The 18122-nt window shown below is 65.9% G+C and carries 19 protein-coding genes; 7 read left to right on the forward strand and 12 right to left on the reverse strand.

Annotation, left to right across the window (positions count from 1 at the left end; translation table 11 throughout):
* Nucleotides 1-213 precede the first annotated feature (213 nt).
* From ACSQ9A_RS16595 to ACSQ9A_RS16615, 5 genes are all read left to right on the forward strand, one after another.
* Complete coding sequence (locus ACSQ9A_RS16595; protein WP_436304424.1) at nucleotides 214-1020, forward strand: NAD(P)H-dependent oxidoreductase; 807 nt, start codon at nucleotides 214-216, stop codon at nucleotides 1018-1020.
* 32 nt (nucleotides 1021-1052) lie between these two features.
* Nucleotides 1053-2228: an NAD(P)/FAD-dependent oxidoreductase gene (locus tag ACSQ9A_RS16600; RefSeq protein WP_436304425.1), complete on the forward strand. Its 1176-nt coding sequence runs from the start codon at nucleotides 1053-1055 to the stop codon at nucleotides 2226-2228.
* A 12-nt stretch (nucleotides 2229-2240) separates the two neighbouring features.
* Nucleotides 2241-3014 (forward strand): SDR family NAD(P)-dependent oxidoreductase, encoded by a 774-nt coding sequence (locus ACSQ9A_RS16605; RefSeq protein ID WP_436304426.1) that lies wholly within the window; start codon nucleotides 2241-2243, stop codon nucleotides 3012-3014.
* 4 nt (nucleotides 3015-3018) lie between these two features.
* Complete coding sequence (locus ACSQ9A_RS16610) at nucleotides 3019-3471, forward strand: VOC family protein (RefSeq protein ID WP_436304427.1); 453 nt, start codon at nucleotides 3019-3021, stop codon at nucleotides 3469-3471.
* Between the two features lie 82 nt (nucleotides 3472-3553).
* Nucleotides 3554-4312 (forward strand): LamB/YcsF family protein, encoded by a 759-nt coding sequence (locus ACSQ9A_RS16615; protein WP_436304428.1) that lies wholly within the window; start codon nucleotides 3554-3556, stop codon nucleotides 4310-4312.
* A gap of 67 nt (nucleotides 4313-4379) precedes the next feature.
* Here ACSQ9A_RS16615 and ACSQ9A_RS16620 read toward each other — a convergent pair whose 3' ends face one another.
* Complete coding sequence (locus ACSQ9A_RS16620) at nucleotides 4380-5123, reverse strand: helix-turn-helix domain-containing protein (RefSeq protein ID WP_436304429.1); 744 nt, start codon at nucleotides 5121-5123, stop codon at nucleotides 4380-4382.
* Between the two features lie 90 nt (nucleotides 5124-5213).
* Here ACSQ9A_RS16620 and ACSQ9A_RS16625 point away from each other — a divergent pair, with 90 nt between their 5' ends.
* Nucleotides 5214-5876, forward strand: a complete 663-nt coding sequence (locus ACSQ9A_RS16625; RefSeq protein WP_436304430.1) for a GntR family transcriptional regulator — start codon at nucleotides 5214-5216, stop codon at nucleotides 5874-5876.
* Between the two features lie 3 nt (nucleotides 5877-5879).
* Here the strand turns inward: ACSQ9A_RS16625 and ACSQ9A_RS16630 are convergent, their stop codons facing one another.
* The gene (locus ACSQ9A_RS16630) at nucleotides 5880-6071 is read right to left on the reverse strand and encodes a tautomerase family protein (protein ID WP_436304431.1); all 192 of its coding nucleotides are present in this window, start codon (nucleotides 6069-6071) and stop codon (nucleotides 5880-5882) included.
* Between the two features lie 469 nt (nucleotides 6072-6540).
* Here ACSQ9A_RS16630 and ACSQ9A_RS16635 point away from each other — a divergent pair, with 469 nt between their 5' ends.
* Nucleotides 6541-6918 (forward strand): PH domain-containing protein, encoded by a 378-nt coding sequence (locus ACSQ9A_RS16635; protein ID WP_093107968.1) that lies wholly within the window; start codon nucleotides 6541-6543, stop codon nucleotides 6916-6918.
* A gap of 35 nt (nucleotides 6919-6953) precedes the next feature.
* On the opposite strand, the gene ACSQ9A_RS16640 is transcribed toward ACSQ9A_RS16635, so the two are convergent.
* The 10 genes from ACSQ9A_RS16640 to ACSQ9A_RS16685 form a co-directional block, all read right to left on the reverse strand.
* On the reverse strand, nucleotides 6954-7289 hold the full coding sequence (locus ACSQ9A_RS16640; RefSeq protein WP_093107970.1) for a cupin domain-containing protein: 336 nt from the start codon (nucleotides 7287-7289) through the stop codon (nucleotides 6954-6956).
* A 42-nt stretch (nucleotides 7290-7331) separates the two neighbouring features.
* Entirely contained in the window at nucleotides 7332-8174 is an 843-nt protein-coding gene (locus tag ACSQ9A_RS16645) for an ATP adenylyltransferase family protein (RefSeq protein ID WP_436304432.1), read from the reverse strand.
* Nucleotides 8175-8218: 44 nt separating this feature from the next.
* Entirely contained in the window at nucleotides 8219-9583 is a 1365-nt protein-coding gene (locus ACSQ9A_RS16650; RefSeq protein ID WP_436304433.1) for a sigma-54-dependent transcriptional regulator, read from the reverse strand.
* 7 nt (nucleotides 9584-9590) lie between these two features.
* Nucleotides 9591-11414, reverse strand: a complete 1824-nt coding sequence (locus ACSQ9A_RS16655) for a sensor histidine kinase (protein WP_436304434.1) — start codon at nucleotides 11412-11414, stop codon at nucleotides 9591-9593.
* Between the two features lie 91 nt (nucleotides 11415-11505).
* Nucleotides 11506-12501: a cytochrome d ubiquinol oxidase subunit II gene (locus ACSQ9A_RS16660; RefSeq protein ID WP_093107978.1), complete on the reverse strand. Its 996-nt coding sequence runs from the start codon at nucleotides 12499-12501 to the stop codon at nucleotides 11506-11508.
* A complete protein-coding gene (locus tag ACSQ9A_RS16665) occupies nucleotides 12498-13916 on the reverse strand; it encodes a cytochrome ubiquinol oxidase subunit I (protein WP_436304435.1) in 1419 nt (472 codons plus the stop codon). The genes ACSQ9A_RS16660 and ACSQ9A_RS16665 overlap by 4 nt, the downstream gene beginning before the upstream one ends.
* A gap of 46 nt (nucleotides 13917-13962) precedes the next feature.
* On the reverse strand, nucleotides 13963-14616 hold the full coding sequence (locus ACSQ9A_RS16670) for a DUF6781 family protein (protein ID WP_436292786.1): 654 nt from the start codon (nucleotides 14614-14616) through the stop codon (nucleotides 13963-13965).
* A 10-nt stretch (nucleotides 14617-14626) separates the two neighbouring features.
* Nucleotides 14627-15379, reverse strand: a complete 753-nt coding sequence (gene phbB / locus ACSQ9A_RS16675) for an acetoacetyl-CoA reductase (protein ID WP_214699133.1) — start codon at nucleotides 15377-15379, stop codon at nucleotides 14627-14629.
* 40 nt (nucleotides 15380-15419) lie between these two features.
* Entirely contained in the window at nucleotides 15420-16604 is a 1185-nt protein-coding gene (locus ACSQ9A_RS16680; protein ID WP_436296302.1) for an acetyl-CoA C-acetyltransferase, read from the reverse strand.
* Nucleotides 16605-16652: 48 nt separating this feature from the next.
* Nucleotides 16653-18122, reverse strand: coding sequence for a PHA/PHB synthase family protein (locus ACSQ9A_RS16685; protein WP_436304436.1), 1470 nt, complete (start codon nucleotides 18120-18122; stop codon nucleotides 16653-16655).

Raw genomic sequence — 18122 nt, forward strand, 5'->3', positions numbered from 1 at the left:
ACTTACGGAGGAGCCTGTGCCCCTGCGGTCGACATTCTGAGATTTGATTGATGGAGTCATGAAATAGTTATTACTGATTGCTCCATCACGGATCGGCATCGGCATGCCGCCCTGGGCAGCAGAACGGCCGACGTTTTGACTATGCAGAAAACCGCGGCCGGGTTGCGTCATACCATCTAGCGGCACCGATCCCCCGCCCGCACAATTTCCGGCATGAACTGTCTGATCGTATTTGCGCATCCCGAGCCGGCATCCTTCAACGCAGCGCTCAAGGACCTCGCTGTTGGCGAGTTGGAGCGCCAGGGCCACACGGTCGTCGTCAGTGACCTCTACCGCATGGGCTGGAATTCGGCCCTGGGTCCTGCCGACTTCGCAGGCGAGCGAGCAAACCCCGACTACCTGGATCTCTCCAGGGAACAGGAGCATGCATTCGCGACCAACGCATACAGCGCAGAAGTCGCGGCCGAGCAGGCCAAGGTCGCAGCCGCCGACTTCATGCTGTTTCATTTCCCGGTCTGGTGGTTCTCTATGCCCGCGATTCTCAAGGGCTGGATCGACCGCGTCTTCAGCCGAGGCTTCGCGTACTCCGCGGGGCGCAAGTACGAATCCGGGCACCTCAAGGGCAAGCGGGCGATGCTTTGCATCACAACAGGGACGGCGCCCACCCTCTACGAAGCCAACGGCATCGACGGCGACCTTCACCATGTGCTCTGGCCCATCCACAACGGGATCCTGGGCTACACCGGCTTCACCGTGCTCCCACCCTTTGCCGCCTGGATGCCTGCGCGCGTGTCGGTAGCGGAACGCCAGGCCTACCTCGACGCGTTTGCCGAGCGCCTGCGCAGCATCGACCGGACCGAGCCGCTCTTCTTCCATCCTTGGAGCGACTACGACAAGTCGCAGCGACTCAAGCCCGGTGTCCTCGCTCGGTCTGGCGTGCAGTGGAACCCGCGCGCCGGCCAGACATTCGAGCAATCGGCGTCAGACTTCGCACAACGGCAGCGGCCGGCTCAGGCCTGATTTCGCTGTTCATCCATTTGCTCCCCTCGGTCATGCCATCAGCGAATTCAGGCCGCGTCGTTATTGTCGGCGGCGGCATCATTGGCAGCTTCTGTGCGTGGTCACTGCGCCAGGCCGGCTTCGCGGGATCGATCACTGTCGTGGAGAAAGACCCGACGTACCAGTACTCTTCGACAGCCCTGTCTGCCGCTTCGATACGCACACAGTTCGGGACACCCACGAATATCCAGATGAGCCTGTTCGGAGCTCACATGTTTCGCAACATCAAGGCCGTGTTCGGAGATGAGGCGGACATCGGATTCCAGGAAAAGGGCTACCTGATCCTTGGGCAGAGCGATCAGATCGCCGAGCGGGTGGCGGCTGCCGAGATGCAATGCGCCCAAGGTGCACGCATCCTCGCGCTGGACCCCGACGAACTCGGCGTGCGCTTTCCCGGAATCAGTTTCGACGGCGTCGGCATCGGGACGCTGGGCGTGCAGCACGAAGGCTGGTTCGATGCCTGGAGCCTGCTGTCCACGGTGCGTCGATCGGCGCGCCAGCACGGCGTCCACTACGTGCAGGCGGCGGTCGAGACGTTGGAGACGCATCACGCCAGGGTCGCCGGCATCGGGCTGTCGAATGGAGGGAAGATCTCCTGCGATTTCTGCATTCTGGCGGCGGGCGCGCTATCCGGCCGGTTGGTCGCGTCACTGGGCATCGCGCTGCCTGTTGTGCCCAAGAAGCGCACGGTGTTCTGCTTCAAGACGCCGTTCAGGCTGGAAAACTTCCCGATGCTGTTTGATTCAAGCGGTATCTGGGTTCGTCCTGAAGGGGCCGGCTACATCGGGGGCATCCAGCCACCGGCCGAGAAGGACGCGGACGCCGATGGGGATTTCGAGCCGCATCACGAGCTCTTCGAGGAACTCTTCTGGCCCTTGCTTGCCACCCGTATTCCGGCCATGGAGGAACTTCGGCTCCACCGTGCATGGGCGGGGCACTATGAAGTCAATACGCTGGACCACAACGGGGTCGTCGGCGCCCACGATGAACTCCGCAATCTCATCATGGCGACCGGATTCTCCGGCCATGGGGTCATGCATGCGCCAGCCGTGGGTCGAGGTGTTGCAGAACTGGTCACAACAGGAGAGTTCCGGTCCATCGACATGACCCCGTTGGGCTGGGGCCGAATTCGCAGTTCAACACCATTGTTTGAATCCATCGTCTACTAAGAGGAAGTCGAAATGAGGCTTGCAGGAAAAGTTGCTGTCGTGACAGGAGCTGCGCGCGGAATCGGGCGCGCGACGGCCGAACGTCTCTTGGCCGAAGGGGCCAAAGTGGTCGTCTCCGACGTCAACGTAGACCAGTTGCACAAGACGGCCGGTGAGATCGGCACGCCAGATGCCGTTCTGGCGCTACCCGCCGACGTTGCGAAGAAGAGCGAGGTGGTTCAGCTCGTCGAGGCGGCCGTCCAGCGCTTCGGCGCCGTCGACATCATGGTGAACAACGCCGGCATTGCGCCGGTGGTTGATTTTCTGGACGTCACCGAAGAACTCCTGGATCGCGTGCTGGACGTCAATCTCAAGGGCGCCTTCTACGGGACGCAGGCAGCAGGCCGCCAGATGATCAACCAAGGCAAGGGCGGCGTGATCATCAACATGTCGTCGATCAACTCCGGGCTGGCCAACCCCAACGTGGCGCCCTACGCCATCTCCAAGGGCGGCATGAACCAGGTAACTTCCACCGCGGCGGTGGCGTTTGCGCCCCATGGCATCCGTGTCGTGGGCGTCGGCCCCGGGACGATCATGACCGACATGGTGGCCGGGGCGTTCGTCAACAGCGCGGGCCGTCATGCGATCCTGTCGCGAACCCCGCTGGGCCGCTACGGCCAGGCATCGGAAATCGCGTCGGTCGTCGCCTTCCTCGCCAGTGACGATGCGTCGTACCTGACCGGGGAAACCGTGTATGTGGACGGAGGCCGGCGCGTGCTGAACTATGTCGTACCGGTCAAGGACTGAACCCATGTCGACCTTGTTCAACAAGTTTCACCACATCTGCATCGTGGTGTACGACATCGACAAGGCGCAAGCCTACTACGAGTCCATCGGCGTGGGCCCGTGGGTCGAATATCCGCCTCTGGTCGAGTATGAGGAGCTGGAGGTTCCCAGCAAGGCCGGCTTCCTGTCGCTCAAGTACAGGATCTGCAACCTGCCCGACGTTCAGATCCAGCTGTGTGAGCCTGGCGATGAACCCTCGCCCCAGCGCCTTCACCTGGACAGCAAGGGAGAAGGTGTCTTCCACATCGGCTTCGAGGTTGCGGACGCCGATGCCGCCGAGGCGCAGGCCAAAGGCGCGGGCCTGCCGGTGCTGATGCGCGGGCGCCGCGCCAACCGTACGGGCTTCACCTACTACGACTCGGCGCCGGGCGCGGGCGTCACGCTCCTCACGCGTGCAACGAATCTGCCCGGCAAGTGACGGCTGGCGACGTGTTTTCGCTGACACACGAAAAGCGGCGGTTCCGGCGCTGACGAAACAACTCGATGTGAAGGACGCAAGGATGCGGATCGATCTGAATTCCGATCTCGGGGAAGGCTACGGGCCTTGGGTCATGGGGGATGACGCGCTCATCCTGGACTGCGTCACCAGCGCCAACATCGCCTGCGGCGGTCATGCCGGCGACGCGGAAACCATGTACAGGACGCTGCGCATGGCCGCAGACCGTGGCGTCAAGGTCGGGGCCCATCCCGGCTATGCGGACCGTGAAGGTTTCGGCCGGCGCGTGATTCCGATGCAAGCCGCCGAGATCGGCAGGATGGTCGTGGCGCAGGTCGGCGCGCTCGCCGCAATGGCGCGATTGGCGGGCACGCGAGTGAGCTACGTCAAGCCGCATGGCGCGCTGGGCAATCTCGCGGCCGCTGACATGACGGTGGCGAAGGCCATCGTTTCCGTGGTGAAGTCCGTTGACCCGACGCTCGCGATACTCGCCATATCCGGCACGGAGCTCGAGCGCGCCGCGCGTGAGCAAGAAGTTCAGGTGTTCTCCGAGATCTTTGCCGATCGCGCGTACCTGCCCAACGGCCAACTGGTGCCGCGCAGCCAGACCGGTGCCATGCTGCATGACGCCAAGGAGGCCGCGGATCGCTTGATCGGCTACCTGAAAACCGGAAGGATGCCGGTGCTGGGCGCCGAGCCTATTGCGTTGAACGCCGACTCGATCTGCGTCCACGGCGACAGTGCCGGGGCCATCGAGATGACGAGACTCGTCCGGATGCGGTTGGAGGCCGAGGGTGTCACCGTGACCTCCTTTGTCGGCTAGCCGCTGGCGATGGATGGAGCCGTGGTGGGGTTTGGAGAGCCGCTGTTCAGGATCGCCCGATGCCCCGTCACTTCGCGCGCGCAGCAGCGCGGTACTGCTGTGGGGTGAACATGGTGGCAGCCTTGAACTGCCTCGAAAAGGCGCTGTGGTCGGTGTACCCACACTCTGTCGCGATGTCGGTGATGCTGTCCTGGCCGTTCTCCAGTTTGCGGCATGCGCGATCCAGCCGCATCCGCATCATGATCTGCTTGGGCGCCATGCCGAACACCTCCCTGCACAAGCGCTCCAGCGTATCCATTGACAGGTTCACGGCCACCGCAATCTCGCTGATCCGCAGGTTCTGTTGATCCGGGGCCTCCAGCATCTTCAGGAAGTCGAGTAGCCGCTTGTAGCTTGCGTGCTTTTCGTCGGGACGCGAAAGTATGCGCGACACGCCGACCAGCCCGACGACCTGCCCTGCCTTGTCCGACAAGGGAAACTTCGAGCTGAGGCACCACTGTCGGCGCCCATCCGCCGAGAAGAAAAGACGCAGCACGTCGACCACGGGCTTGCCGGTGCTGATCACTTCTCGGTCCTGCGTGAGTGTGGTCGGCCCGGTGAAGCCGAACAAGTCGTCCGAGGTGAGTCCGACCACCTCTTCCTTGCGCCTACAGCCGCTGTGGTTCAGCAAGGTACTGTTGACCACCAGGTACCGTGCCTCCCGGTCCTTGACGTAGAACAGGACGCTGGGAAGGTGGTCGAACATCTTCTCCAGGAGGGAGAGATCGAGCTTCATCTCGATCGCGCGCAGTAGGGTTTCCTTGTCCAGCATGGGTAGGGGCACCATCCAGGTTGATCGGATCCAATTTTGGATTCGAAAGTAAGACAGTGGCCCGTGAAGGTTTGGATACGAGGTCTTGTGATGGCTGACGAGTCGGCGAATGGCGTGCTTCTATTGTCTGCAGATTCAGTCACGAGCGCACCGCGTGACATGATTCTGACCGGGTCCCTCGGCTTAGGAGTCCAGCTCAAACAAGAGGCGCTGGCCAAGCGCTTCGGTGTCAGTCGCATCCCCGTTCGCGAGGCCTTGAAGCGGCTTCAGGCCGAAGGCCTTGTTCAGCATACCCCGCACCAAGGCTCCATCGTCGCGACCCAGTTCGTCCCCGAACTGCTTGAGACCCTGGACATCCGGATCGGCCTGGAAACGCGTGCTCTGAAGCTTGCGATCCCACTGATGAAGACAGCTGACCACAAGGCGGCGCGCGAGATCATGGCCAGGTACGACGCAAGCGACTCGCCTCTCGAGTGGGCGGAGCTCAACCTCGAGTTTCATCTGTGCTTGTACAGGGCCTGCGGGCGGCCCAGGCTTCTGAAAATGATCGAAGAGATCGTGCGCGGGATCGGCATTCACCTCCGCGCCCAGCAGTCGTACAAGGCCGGACGAAAGTCCCCCCATCCGAACACCGCGAGATCCTCAAGGCTTGCGTGGCTCGTGACAATCCCTTGGCCATCGAACTGCTGGAGAAGCACATCGAACACACGCAAAGAGCGCTTCAGGACGATTGATCCGAGAGCGCGCAGATGAACCTCAGGTCGCCGGCGCTCCCAAGAACTTTCCGCCCACCGCCCAATCCGACGGCTTCACGTCCTCGAACACGACGTGGACCGTTTCCGGTTTGCAGCCGCAGTGAGCAACCATCGATTGCGTGATCTCCTCGGCAACCTTCTGCTTTTGCTCCTGCGTTCGGCCTGCGGACAGTTCGATGCGAATCACGGGCATTGCTTTTCCTTCGCACTTCAGGGAGCGGCTTGACGAACTCTTGTCCGTGCTGTTGCAAGCAGGAACGAGGCGTCTGCCTGGTCAACGGCGCTATGAGCAGCGAGAGTCGTCAAGGCGAGAAGGCATCGAGCTCGCCCGAGGACGTTACGAAGAACTCCAGAGAATGGCGCGCTCTGCTGCCTGAGGCTTCGGGCGACGATTCAAACGCCCTTGTCTGTGGGATTCCTATACAGCGCCTTCGTCGCCGCGTTTCGCCAGCCTGGCGTGACCTTGGCAACGCGATATTACGGAATGCGCGATCGAATCGACGGCCGATTCTTGGGATGACCACGATTCGTTGTTCTTCTGGAATAGGATCGCGAAGCGTGCATCAGACTCGACCGTCTGCGTAGAGGGTGGCTCCGCACCGCGCAGCTCTTAAAGACCGGCGACGGTCGCGTGTATTCAACAAGTTTGGAAGGAAGCAACCTTGGGACTGCTTGATGGAATGCTTGGCAACGCAGCCAAGATCGACCCTGCAAAGATTCAGCAGGAGTTCAGCCAGATCCTGGCGAAAGGGGAAGTGGTCGAGCACGCCTACCAGCTCATCCGCGACTACTTCGTGTTCACCGACAAGCGCTTCGTCCTGGTCGACAAGCAAGGCATCACGGGAAGCAAGGTCGAATACCACTCCATTCCCTACAAGAGCATCACGCACTTCAGCGTCGAGACCGCCGGTACCTTCGATCTCGATGCCGAGCTCAAGATATGGATCTCGGGGACGGCCGCTCCGATCCAGAAGCAGTTCAACAAGAAGCTCAGCATCTACGAGGTGCAGAGCGTGCTTGCGAGCTACGTGCTCAGGTGAGCTGAGCCTCGCGGGACGGGGCGCCACGCTCCGACTCAGTCGGTGCGGCTGGCCGGCAGCACGATGGTCATCAGCAGCCTGGTGTCTTCCAGCGCATGCAAGCCGTGCGGCACGCCGCCAGCGAGGTACATCACCTGATCGGCCTCGAGCAGCTTCACGTTGCCGTCGAACTGCACCTCGACCCTTCCGCGCATGCACTGCAAGGTCATCGACGTCGAGACGGCGTGCGACGGGACCTGCTTGCCGGCCGGCAGCACCAGCCACATGATCTCGATGTCGCCGGCCTTCAGGAGTGCACAGGTCTCCGCCGCCTGCACGTCGAGCGCGCCGAGATTCACGACCTGACCGGATGATGCGTGGGGGAGTGCCATGCGGGGCAGTTTGGCAAGGTGGGCTTACGTTGTCCAGATGGGTCATACGTCGTGAGGCGCGTCCTGCGGCATCGCCACCGCGCGCAGCACCTGCATTGGTCCCACTGCGTGGACGCGGTCCAGTTCCTCTTGCGAACGCAAGAACAATGAGCCAGCGAAGCCGAGCCCGTTCACGGAGATCGATTCGAAGCACGCGCGCGAACGCGGCACGACGAGCATCCAGCCTCGGCGAATCAGCAGGTTGTAAGGTGCCGACTGAACTTCGCCCTCTTCGGCGGCGACAGCGGAAATGCCGCACCGATGAAGCAACTCGCGATAGAGGGCATGCAACTCGGGAGCCGTCGCTTGCGGCGCCAGACGTGCGAACGCATGCCTGAACGGCAGCGGCGAACCGCTGCCCAGCACCCGCTCCATCGGCACTTCGTCCGGGCTTTCGCGTGTAAGCGGGAGCGGCACAAGCTGCAGGTGCTTATGCCGCTGGCTGGCCCCGGCTTCGACGCCCCCGTTGTAGAAGCCGAGTCCATCGACCTCGCTCAGGCAGGCGATGAGCGCCGCGAAATCCTCAACGGTAAGGAGGCGCTCCTGGCGTTCGAAGCGGCGCGTGACGAGCAGCACATGGCCGGCAAGCAGTTGGAACTTGTTCAGCAGAATGTAGTGCGAAGGCGCGAGGTCACCTACGAACAGAGAACGGTCGTAGTCGCCGAGTGGATCCGTGGCCGCCGCGACATGGCGCGCCTTGTCCTTGCGCGCGAGGCTCGACACCGTGCGCACGACGAACCGGACGCCATCGCTGTCGAGGAGGATGGTCTGAGTCTCGATCGGCTGCAGTGCACCGTCTGCCAGGGCGCGCTGCCTTGCGTTTTGGACGACGGACAGGGAAAACATGCCGTCATTCTCGACCGTTCCGGGCAACGAGGCACGCCCAGGCACTAAGACTTGAATTCTTCCGCCGTGATACCGAGCTTGCGCAGCTTGTCGTGCAGCGTCTGCCGCGCGATCGCCAGCGCGCTGGCGGTGGCCGGCTGGTCACCCTGGTGCTTGCGCAGCGCCTCGACGATCACCGCCCGCTCGAAGGACTCGACCTGCTGCGGCAGTCCGCGCGGCAAGGCCGGCATGCCTTCGGCGTTGCCGCGCGCCTGCGTCAGGCGCTCGCCCAGCAGGCCAAGCACGAAGCGGTCGGCCACGTTACGCAGCTCGCGCACGTTGCCGGGCCAGGCGTAGGCCATCAGGTCGGCCACCTGCGCGCCGCTCAGGATCGGCGCGACGCGCTCATAGCGCGCGGCCGCCAGCAGCGTGAAATGCTCGAACAGCAGAGGGATGTCCTCGCGCCGTTCGCGCAGCGGAGGCAGCTCGATGAAGGCAACGCCGAGCCGGTAGTACAGGTCGGCCCTGAACTTTTGCTGGTCGCTCATATCCTTGAGGTCGTCCTTGCTCGCGGCCACCACGCGGCAATCGAAGGGAATGGCCTTGTTGGAGCCGATGCGCTCGATGGAGCGCTCCTGCAACGCACGCAGCAGCTTGATCTGCACCGCCATCGGCATGCTCTCGATCTCGTCGAGAAAAAGCGTGCCGCCGTTGGCGTATTCGAACTTGCCCACGCGCACGCGGTTGGCGCTGGTGAAGGCGCCGGCCTCGTGGCCGAACAACTCGCTCTCGGCCAGCGCCTCGGGCAGGCCGCCGCAGTTGAGCGGCACGAAATGCTGGCGCCGACGTTCGCTGTGCTCGTGCAGGCAGCGGGCGACGAGCTCCTTGCCGGTACCGGTTTCGCCGTAGATCAGCACGTCGGCCGAGGTCTCAGCCAAGGTCATCACGGTGCGGCGCACCTGCTGCATCTGCGCCGAGCGGCCGATCAGCACTGCCTGGATGCCGTGCCAGTTCTCCAGCGCATCACGCAGCGCGCGCACCTGCAGCGTGAGCTGCCGGCGCTCGATGGCGTGGCGCACGATGGCCACCAGCCGCTCGGAGCTGAAAGGCTTCTCGATGAAGTCGTAGGCGCCCTCGCGCATGGCCTGCACTGCCATCGCGATGTGGCCGTGGCCGGTGACCAGGATGACGGGCAGCTCGGCGTCGGCGTTGTGGAGTTCGATCAGCCATTCGGTGCCGCTCAGGCCCGGCAGGCGCACGTCGCAGACCACGATGGCGGGCACGCCGAAACCGATCTGCGCGCGCGCGCGTTCGGCGCTCGCGAAGGATTCGACCTCGAAACCGGCCAGGGTCAGCACCTGGGTCGTGCTGATTCGGACGTCTTCGTCGTCCTCAACCAGCAGCACCCGGATGGCAGGGGCTTCGCTCACTTTTTGATCACTCCTGTGGGGTGGGGGTAAGGATGGTGCGGATGGCGGCCGGCAGGTCGACCACGAAGCAGGCACCGCCGTCCGGCAGGTTGGCGGCACGCAGCGTGCCGTCCATGGCCCGCACCAATTGTGCCGAGATCACGAGGCCCAGGCCCAGCCCGGTGCCCGCCGGCTTGCTGGTGACGAAGGGCTCGAACAGGCGCGGCAGGATGTCGGGCGGAATGCCCGGCCCGGTGTCGCTCACGCGCAGGATCACGCGGCCGTCCTGCGGTCGCGCTTCCAGGCGCAGTGTGCGCCGCGGCGATGCCTGCATGGCGTCGATGGCGTTGCGCATCAGGTTGACGAGCACGCTACCCAACGCGGCCTCTTCGGCCATGACGCTCAGGGTGGCGGGCTGCACATCGACCTCGATGACGATGCCGTTCTTCCTTGAGGCTTCGGCGACGATGACCTGCGCGTCGGCCGCGACCTGCGCCATCGGCACCGGCGCGAGCGGCAGCTCGCTCTTGTGCGCGAAGGTCTTGAGCTGCGAGGTCAGGCGCGCCAGGCGATCGACCATGCCGCGGATGCGCTGCAGGTTGCCGCGCACGTCATCGAAGCGGCTCTTGTCGAGCAGGATGGCGGCGCTTTCCGAGAGGGTGCGCATCGCCGTGAGCGGCTGATTCAGCTCGTGCACCACGCCGGCCGACATCTGGCCCAGCGCCGCCATCTTGCCGGCATGCACCAGCTCGCCCTGAGCCGCGCGCAGCTGGGCGGTGCGCGCGACCACGGTCGACTCGAGGGAGTCGTGCGCCGCCTGCAGCGCGGCCTGGTTGGCCAGCTTCTGCCGCACGGCGCGGCGGCGCTGCCACAGCGTGACGGCGATCAGCAGCAGCACCGCCATCGCCAGGCTCGCTGTGATGGCCGCGTAACGTGCACCGACGCGCACCGGTGCCAGATCGTCGAGCACCACCAGCTGCCAAGGCGCCCCGCGCAGCGCGCGCGTCGAAGCGAGCTGATCCACGCCGTCGAGCGCGATGACCTGCACGTTGCGCGCCAGCGCCTCTTTCTGCGTCCACTGCAGCGGCTGCAGGCCGGCCTCGCCGTAGGGGCGCGAGCGCTGCACCTCAGCGCGCTGCGAAGCGTCGAGCGGCCACAGCGGCCGGAACTTCAGGTCCTCGCGGGTGGCGAGGATCACCACGCCGCGCTGGTCGATCAGCGCCACGTTGCCTGGCAGCATGCGCCAGGCGCGCTCGGACTCCTCGAGATTGACCTTGACGGCCACCACGCCGCGCGCGGGCTGGTCGTGGCGCAAGGCGTACGAGAGGTAGTAGCCGGGCTTGCGGCTGGTGATGCCGACGCCGTAGAAGCGGCCCCTGCCCTGCCCCAGCGCATCGATCACGTAGGGCCGGAACGACAGGTCCTGGCCGATGGTGGTGCCGGGCCGGTCCCAGTCGGAGGCCGCCAGCGAGGTGCCGGCGGCGTCGAGCACATAGAGCATCTCCGCGCCCGCGGTGGCGTTGACGCCGTCGAGGTAGCGGTTGACCGCGTCGCGCAGCCTCGAGTCCGACGGCGTGCCGAGCAGCGCCGGAACGATGGGCGTCATCTCCAGCAGCGCTGGCAGATACTCGAAACGGGCCAGGTCGGCATCGAGCCCGGTCGCGAGCATGTCGAGCCGGTGGTCGGCCGCCTCGCGCAGCCGCGCCAGGCCGTTCTGCATGGCGAGGTTATGGCCGGCGACGGCGGCCAGGGCCACCAGCGCCAGCGCGCCGCACCAGCGCGGCAGGCCGCGCCAGCGTCTTTGAGTGTCGGAAGGCAAGTCGAAGCGCCGGGCCGGCTCCCGTGAATTCATGAACCCGTTATTGCACAAGGCCGCGCGGGCCGCATCAGTGGCTGCCCGGTGGCGCGTGTCACGGGTGGTTTCATTCAGGCCCAGAGTCTGCTCAGGCATAGCGCAGTTCGCCAGTCTTGCCGCGGAAGACCCGGTAGGAGAATACGGTGTAGCCCACGATGGCCGGCACCGAGATGCACACGCCCACCAGGATTACCTTGAGCGCCGGTGCGCTGCTCGCCGCCTGCCAGATCGTGAGCTGGCCGATCACCACGTAGGGATAGATGCTGTAGGCCAGCCCCAGGAAGCCGAGTACGAACACCATGACCAGCAGCACGAAGGGCAGCCAGCACACCGGCCCGCGCACCATGCGCGTGTTCAGCAGGCCGCGCACGGCGAGCAGCGCCGCGCCGGTCATGAGCGGGATGGCGGCCAGCGCCAGGATCTCGGGCAGCGCGAACCAGCGCTCGCGCACCTCGGGGCTGATCCAGGGCGTGGCCATCGAGATCAGCAGCATGCCGCCGACCATCGGCGCCCAGGCGGTGCGTGCCCATTGCACGGCGCGCTCCTGCAGCGCACCCTCGGTCTTCATGATGAGCCAGGCCGCGCCCATCAGCACGTAGGCCATCGGCAGCGCCACGGCGATGGCGGCGGCGAACAAGGGATAGTTCCAGCCGGATCCGAAGCCGCTGATGTAGCGCCCGAGCATCCAGCCCTGCGCCACCGAGGCCAGGGTGGAACCCGCGAAGAAGAGCCGGTCCCAGGTGCGCTTGTGGCTGTCGCGCGCCTTCACTCGGAAGTCGAAGGCCACGCCGCGCAAAGTGAGGCCGACGAGCATCAGCGCCACCGGCAGGTAGAGCTCGCCCAGCACCAGGCCGTGCGCCTTCGGGAAGGCAACCAGCAGGATGCCCACGCCCAGCACCAGCCAGGTCTCGTTGGCATCCCAGAACGGGCCGATGGAGGCGACCATCACGTCCTTCTCGGCGTCGCTCGCGCGGTGCATGAGCATGCCCACGCCAAGGTCGTAGCCGTCGCTGACCACGTAGACCAGCATCGACGCGCCCATCAGCACCATGAAGATCACCGGCAACGCGGCGTCGAAGCTCATGCGCGGCCTCCTTCGGCCATCGGCGCGGTGATCGCGGTGATCGCGCCCGGCGGCGTCGCGGCCCGCTCGACGGCCTCGGTCGCCAGCACCTCGTCGGGCTTCTCGGCCATGTACTTGAGCACCGCGACGTACGCCACGATGAGCGCGAGGTACAGCGCGATGTAGAGCGCGAGCGTGAGCCCGATCATCGCGGGCGGCACCTTCGACACCACGTCGGCCGTGCGCACCAGCCCGTAGACGATGTAGGGCTGGCGGCCGATCTCGGTGACGTACCAGCCCGCCACCGTGGCTATCCAGCCCGAGAAGGTCATCCCCGCGAACAGCCACAGGAGCGCGCGCGGCAGCAGCGCCGGTTGCCAGCGTGCGCGGCGGTACAGCCACCAGCCGAGCCAGCTGGTCGCGAGCATCAGCACGCCCATGCCGACCATGATGCGGAAGGCGAAGAACATCGGCAGCGGCGGCGGATGCGCGCCGGCAAAGTCGTTCAGGCCGCGGATCTCGCCGTCGGCCTCGTGCGTGAGGATCAGGCTCGCGCCATTCGGCACCGCGATCTCGAAGCGGTTCCTGCGCGCCTCGGCGTCGGGAATCGCGAACAGCAGCAGCGGCACGCCGCGCCCGGTCTCCCACACGCCTTCCATGGCAGCAATCTTGGCGGGCTGGTGCTTGAGCGTGTTGAGGCCGTGCATGTCGCCCACGACGATCTGCACCGGAATCAGCACCGCCGCCAGCGTGAGCCCTACCCGCATCACGCGCGCCGCGCTGCGCTGTCCCACGCCGCGCAGCACCTGCCAGGCCGACAGGCCGATCAGCAGGAATGCGCAGGTCAGCGCGGAGGCCAGCAGCATGTGCACGAAGCGGTACGGAAACGACGGGTTGAACACCACCGCCGGCCAGCTCGCGACATGGAATTCGCCGTTCACGACCTCGTGGCCCGCGGGCGTCTGCATCCACGAGTTGAGAGCAAGAATCCAGAAGGCCGATAGCGTGGTGCCGAAGGCCACCATGAAGGTTGACAGCAGGTGCACGCGCTCGCCGACCTTGCCATGGCCGAACAGCATCACGCCGAGAAAGCCCGCCTCCAGGAAGAACGCGGTGAGCACCTCGTAGCCCAGCAGCGGCCCCGCCACGTTGCCGACGCGCTCCATGAAGCCCGGCCAGTTGGTGCCGAACTGGAAGCTCATGGTGATGCCGCTGACCACGCCGAGCGCGAAGGTCAGCGCGAACACCTTGGTCCAGAAGCGGTAGGCGTCGAGCCAGCCCTGCGCCAGCGGTGCATTGCCGCCGCCGCGCGTGCGCAGCCAGCGCCAGCGCAAGAACAGCAGCAGCCAGCCCAGTGCGATGCTGATCGTGGGGAACAGGATGTGGAAGGTGATGTTGGCCGCGAACTGCATGCGGGCGAGGATCAGGGCGTCCATCAGGTTCCTTTCGGGCCGGCGGCGGCGCGGCCGCCGCCGGCCTGGGTCATCGCTTCGCCGCCCCGCCCTGCTTCAAGGCTTCCGACATGCCGATGAGCACGCCGCTCACCAGCGCCGAGTAGCTGTCGATCAGCGCCTGCGAGGCGCGCAGGCCCATCGCGCGGCCGTCGCGCAGGCTCTTCTGCGTGTCTTCCATGAGCTGCTCGAGCGCCGCCGTGGCGCGCGCGCCGGTGCCGGTGCCCTTGCCCTGCATCGCCTGGAAGACGCCGCTCCACGGACCGTCGGCCGGCGCCGCCTTGCGCACGCTGGCGAACAGCGTCTCCTCCATCTTCTCGATGTCGGCGAGCGCCTTCTTGAGCTGCGTCTCGCGCAGGCTCACGCCCTGGTCGACCAGCTGTTGCAGCGCGCGCTGGTTGGCCAGCACGGCCTGCTCCAGCGCGCCGTCCATGCCGGCAAAGACCTTGCCGAGCAGGCCTTCCACATCGGGCGCGGGCAGCTTGCTGCCGGCCGCGCCGGCCGAGGCCGTCCTGGTGACCGTGCCCAACACCTGCCGGATGTTCGCCAGCGTGAGCTCGCGGCCCTGCAGCGCCTTGAGCGTGGCCTCGTGCACCGCCTTGCGCACGGTCTCGCCCTGCTTGGCGGAGGCCTCGGAGAACTTCTTGATCAGTGCGACCTGATCGATGCCGTTTTTGAGGATCATGGTCGTTTGCTCATTGCATGTGCTGGCCGCCATTGATGGCGATGTTGGCGCCGGTCACGAACGCCGCCTCTTCCGAGGCGAGGTAGATGATCAGGCCCGCCACCTCCTCGGGCTTGCCGAGACGGCCCACGGGGATGTGCGGCAGGATCTTGCTGTCGAGTACTTCCTTCGGAATGGCCGTGACCATCTTGGTGCCGATGTAGCCCGGCGAGATGGTGTTCACGGTGACGCCCTTCTTCGCCACCTCGAGCGCCAGCGCCTTGGTGAAGCCATGCACCCCGGCCTTGGCGGCCGAGTAGTTGGTCTGTCCGAACGCGCCCTTCGAGCCATTCACCGAGGACACGTTGATGATGCGGCCCCAGCCGCGGTCCACCATGCCGTCGGCCACCTGCTTGCTCATGTTGAACAGGCTGTCGAGGTTGGTGCGCAGTACCGCGTCCCAGTTGATGCGGTCCATCTTCTTGAAGGTCATGTCGCGCGTGATGCCGGCGTTGTTGACCAGCACGTCGACCGGGCCCAGCCGCTCCTGCACCTCCGACACGGCGCGCGCGCACGAGTCGAAGTCCGCCACGTCGCAGGGCACGGCCAGAATCTCATAGCCGCGCTGCGCCATCTGCGCCACCCACTCGGCATGCGACTTGTTGCCCGGCGAATAGGTCACCGCGAGCTTGTAGCCTGCATCGACCATCTTGGTGGAGATCGTCTCGCCCAGGCCACCCATGCCGCCGGTGACCAGGACCACTTGTTGCTGCTTCTCGCTCATCTGCATTCTCCTTGGTACGTTGTGTGACTAAGAAAATCGGTCAGGCGCGCTCGACGGCCAGCGCCACGCCCATGCCGCCGCCTATGCACAGCGAGGCCAGGCCCTTGTTGGCACCGCGGCGGCGCATCTCGTGCAGCAGCGTCACCAGCACGCGGCAGCCCGAGGCGCCGATGGGGTGGCCGATGGCGATGGCGCCGCCGTTGACGTTGATGCGGCTGGTGTCCCAGTCCATCTCGCGGTTGACCGCGCAGGCCTGCGCCGCGAAGGCTTCGTTGATCTCCATCAGGTCGAGGTCCTGCGCCTTCCAGCCGGCCTTCTTCAGCGCCAGCTGCGAAGCGGGCACCGGGCCCATGCCCATGAGCGACGGGTCCAGCCCTGCACTCGCGTAGGCGCGGATCACCGCGAGCGGCTGCAGGCCCAGTGCGGCGGCGCGCGAGGCCGACATCACCAGCACCGCGGCCGCGCCATCGTTCAGGCCCGAGGCATTGCCGGCCGTCACCGAGCCGGTCTTGTCGAAGGCCGGGCGCAGGCCGGCGAGCGCATCGGCGTTGGTCTTGCGGTTCACGAACTCGTCGGCCGCAAAGACGACGGGGTCCCCCTTCTTCTGCGCAATGCTGAAGGGCAGGATCTCGTCGTCGAAGCGCCCCGCGTCCTGCGCGGCCGCGGCCTTCTGCTGCGAGGCCAACGCCAGCGCGTCCTGCATCTCGCGCGTAATGCCGTACTTCTTCGCCACGTTCTCGGCCGTGGTGCCCATGTGGTACTGGTTGTAGACGTCCCACAGGCCGTCCACGATCATGGTGTCGACCAGCTTCCAGTCGCCCATGCGCTGGCCGTTGCGCGAATTGGGCAGCACGTGCGGCGCAGCGCTCATGTTCTCCTGGCCGCCGGCCACCACGATCTCGGCGTCGCCGCACTTCACGGCCTGCGCCGCCAGCATCACGGCCTTCAGGCCCGAGCCGCAGACCTTGTTGATGGTGAGGCCCGGCACGCCGACGGCCAAACCGGCCTTGATCACGGTCTGGCGCGCGGGGTTCTGGCCCGAGCCGGCCGCGAGCACCTGGCCCATGATCACCTCGGACACCGCATCGCCCGGCACGCCGGCCTTGGCGAGCAGGCCCTTCACCACATGCGCGCCCAGCTCGGGCGCGGCCGTGCCGGCGAGCGAGCCGCCGAACTTGCCGACCGCCGTGCGTTGCGCGGCCACGATCACGATATCGTCTGACATGAGAGTCTCCTTGGGGGTTGATGCGAAGGGAATGACGACGGCCCGGCTTCAGGCCGCCTTGGCTTTGACATAGCGCCCGGGGGCGGGCTCGATCACGGGAAAATCCGCGCTGCCCAACGCGCGGCGGGCGGCGACCTTCGCGCCAGCATGGGCGGCGAGCCAGTCGCTCCACGCGGGCCACCAGCTGCCGTCGATGCTTTGCGCGCCGTCGAGCCAGGCACCGGCGTCCGACGCGAGATCGCCGACCCAGTGGTTGCGCTTCTTCTTCGCGGGCGGGTTGATCACGCCCGCGATGTGGCCGCTGGCGCCGAGCACGAAACGCGTGTCGCCGCCGAGCAGTTGCGTGCCGGCATAGGCGGTCTTCCACGGCACGATGTGGTCGTCGCGCGAGGCGTAGACGAAGGCCGGCGCATCGACGCGCGATAGATCCACCGGCACGCCGCACTGCACCGTGCCGCCGGGTACGCGCAGCCTGTTCTCCAGGTAGGTGTTGCGCAGGTACCAGCAGTACATCGGCCCCGGCAGGTTGGTGTCGTCGCCGTTCCAGTACAGCAGGTCGAAAGCCGGCGGCGCGCGGCCCTTGAGGTAGCCGTTGACCACGTAGGGCCAGATCAGGTCGTTGGCGCGCAGCGCGGCGAACACGGTCGCGAGCTCGCGGCCCTTGAGCAGGCCGCCACGGCCGATGGTGGCTTCGCGCGCGGCCACCATGGCCTCATCCACCATCAGGCCCAGTTCTCCGGTGTCCGAGAAATCGAGCATCGCGGTCAGCAGCGTGACGCTGGCGGCCGGCGTTTCACCGCGCGCGGCGGCTACGGCGAGCGCGCTGCCCAGCAGCGTGCCGCCGATGCAGAAGCCCAGCGTGTTGACCTTGTCGGCACGGGCGATGCTCCGCGCGACATCGAGCGCCCGCAGCACGCCTTGCTCGACGTAGTCGTCCCAGCCCAGATGGCCCTGCTCGGCCGAGACATTGCGCCACGACACCAGGAAGACGGTGTGGCCCTGTTCGACCGCATAGGCAACCAGCGAGTTACCCGGCTGCAGGTCGAGGATGTAGAACTTGTTGATGCAAGGCGGCACGATGACCAGCGGGCGCTTGTGGACCTTCGCCGTGGACGGCGTGTACTGCACGAGCTGCATCAACTCGTTCTCGAACACCACGCTGCCGGGGCTGGTCGCGACGTTGCGGCCGACCTCGAAGGCCTCGTCGTCCGACATCGAGATGCGGCCCTTCGCCACGTCCGCCAGGAAAAGGCGCGCGCCTTCGAGCAGGCTCGCGCCGCCGGAATCGAGCGCGGCCTGCATCGCCTCCGGGTTGGTGGCGAGGCTGTTGGCCGGGTTCATGGCATCGACGACCTGCCGCAGCGCGAAGTCCATCTGTGCCTTGCCGCGTGCGTCGAACGGCGCCGCCTCCAGCGCATGGCGCATCAATGTGCCGAACTGCGTGTGCCCCTGCGACAGGCCCTGCTGCCAGGCTTGCAACCACGAGGTCGCATCGAGATCGGGTGAGGGTTGGGTCAT

Source organism: Variovorax sp. LjRoot290 (assembly GCF_964253985.1).
Taxonomy (GTDB): Bacteria; Pseudomonadota; Gammaproteobacteria; order Burkholderiales; family Burkholderiaceae_C; genus Variovorax.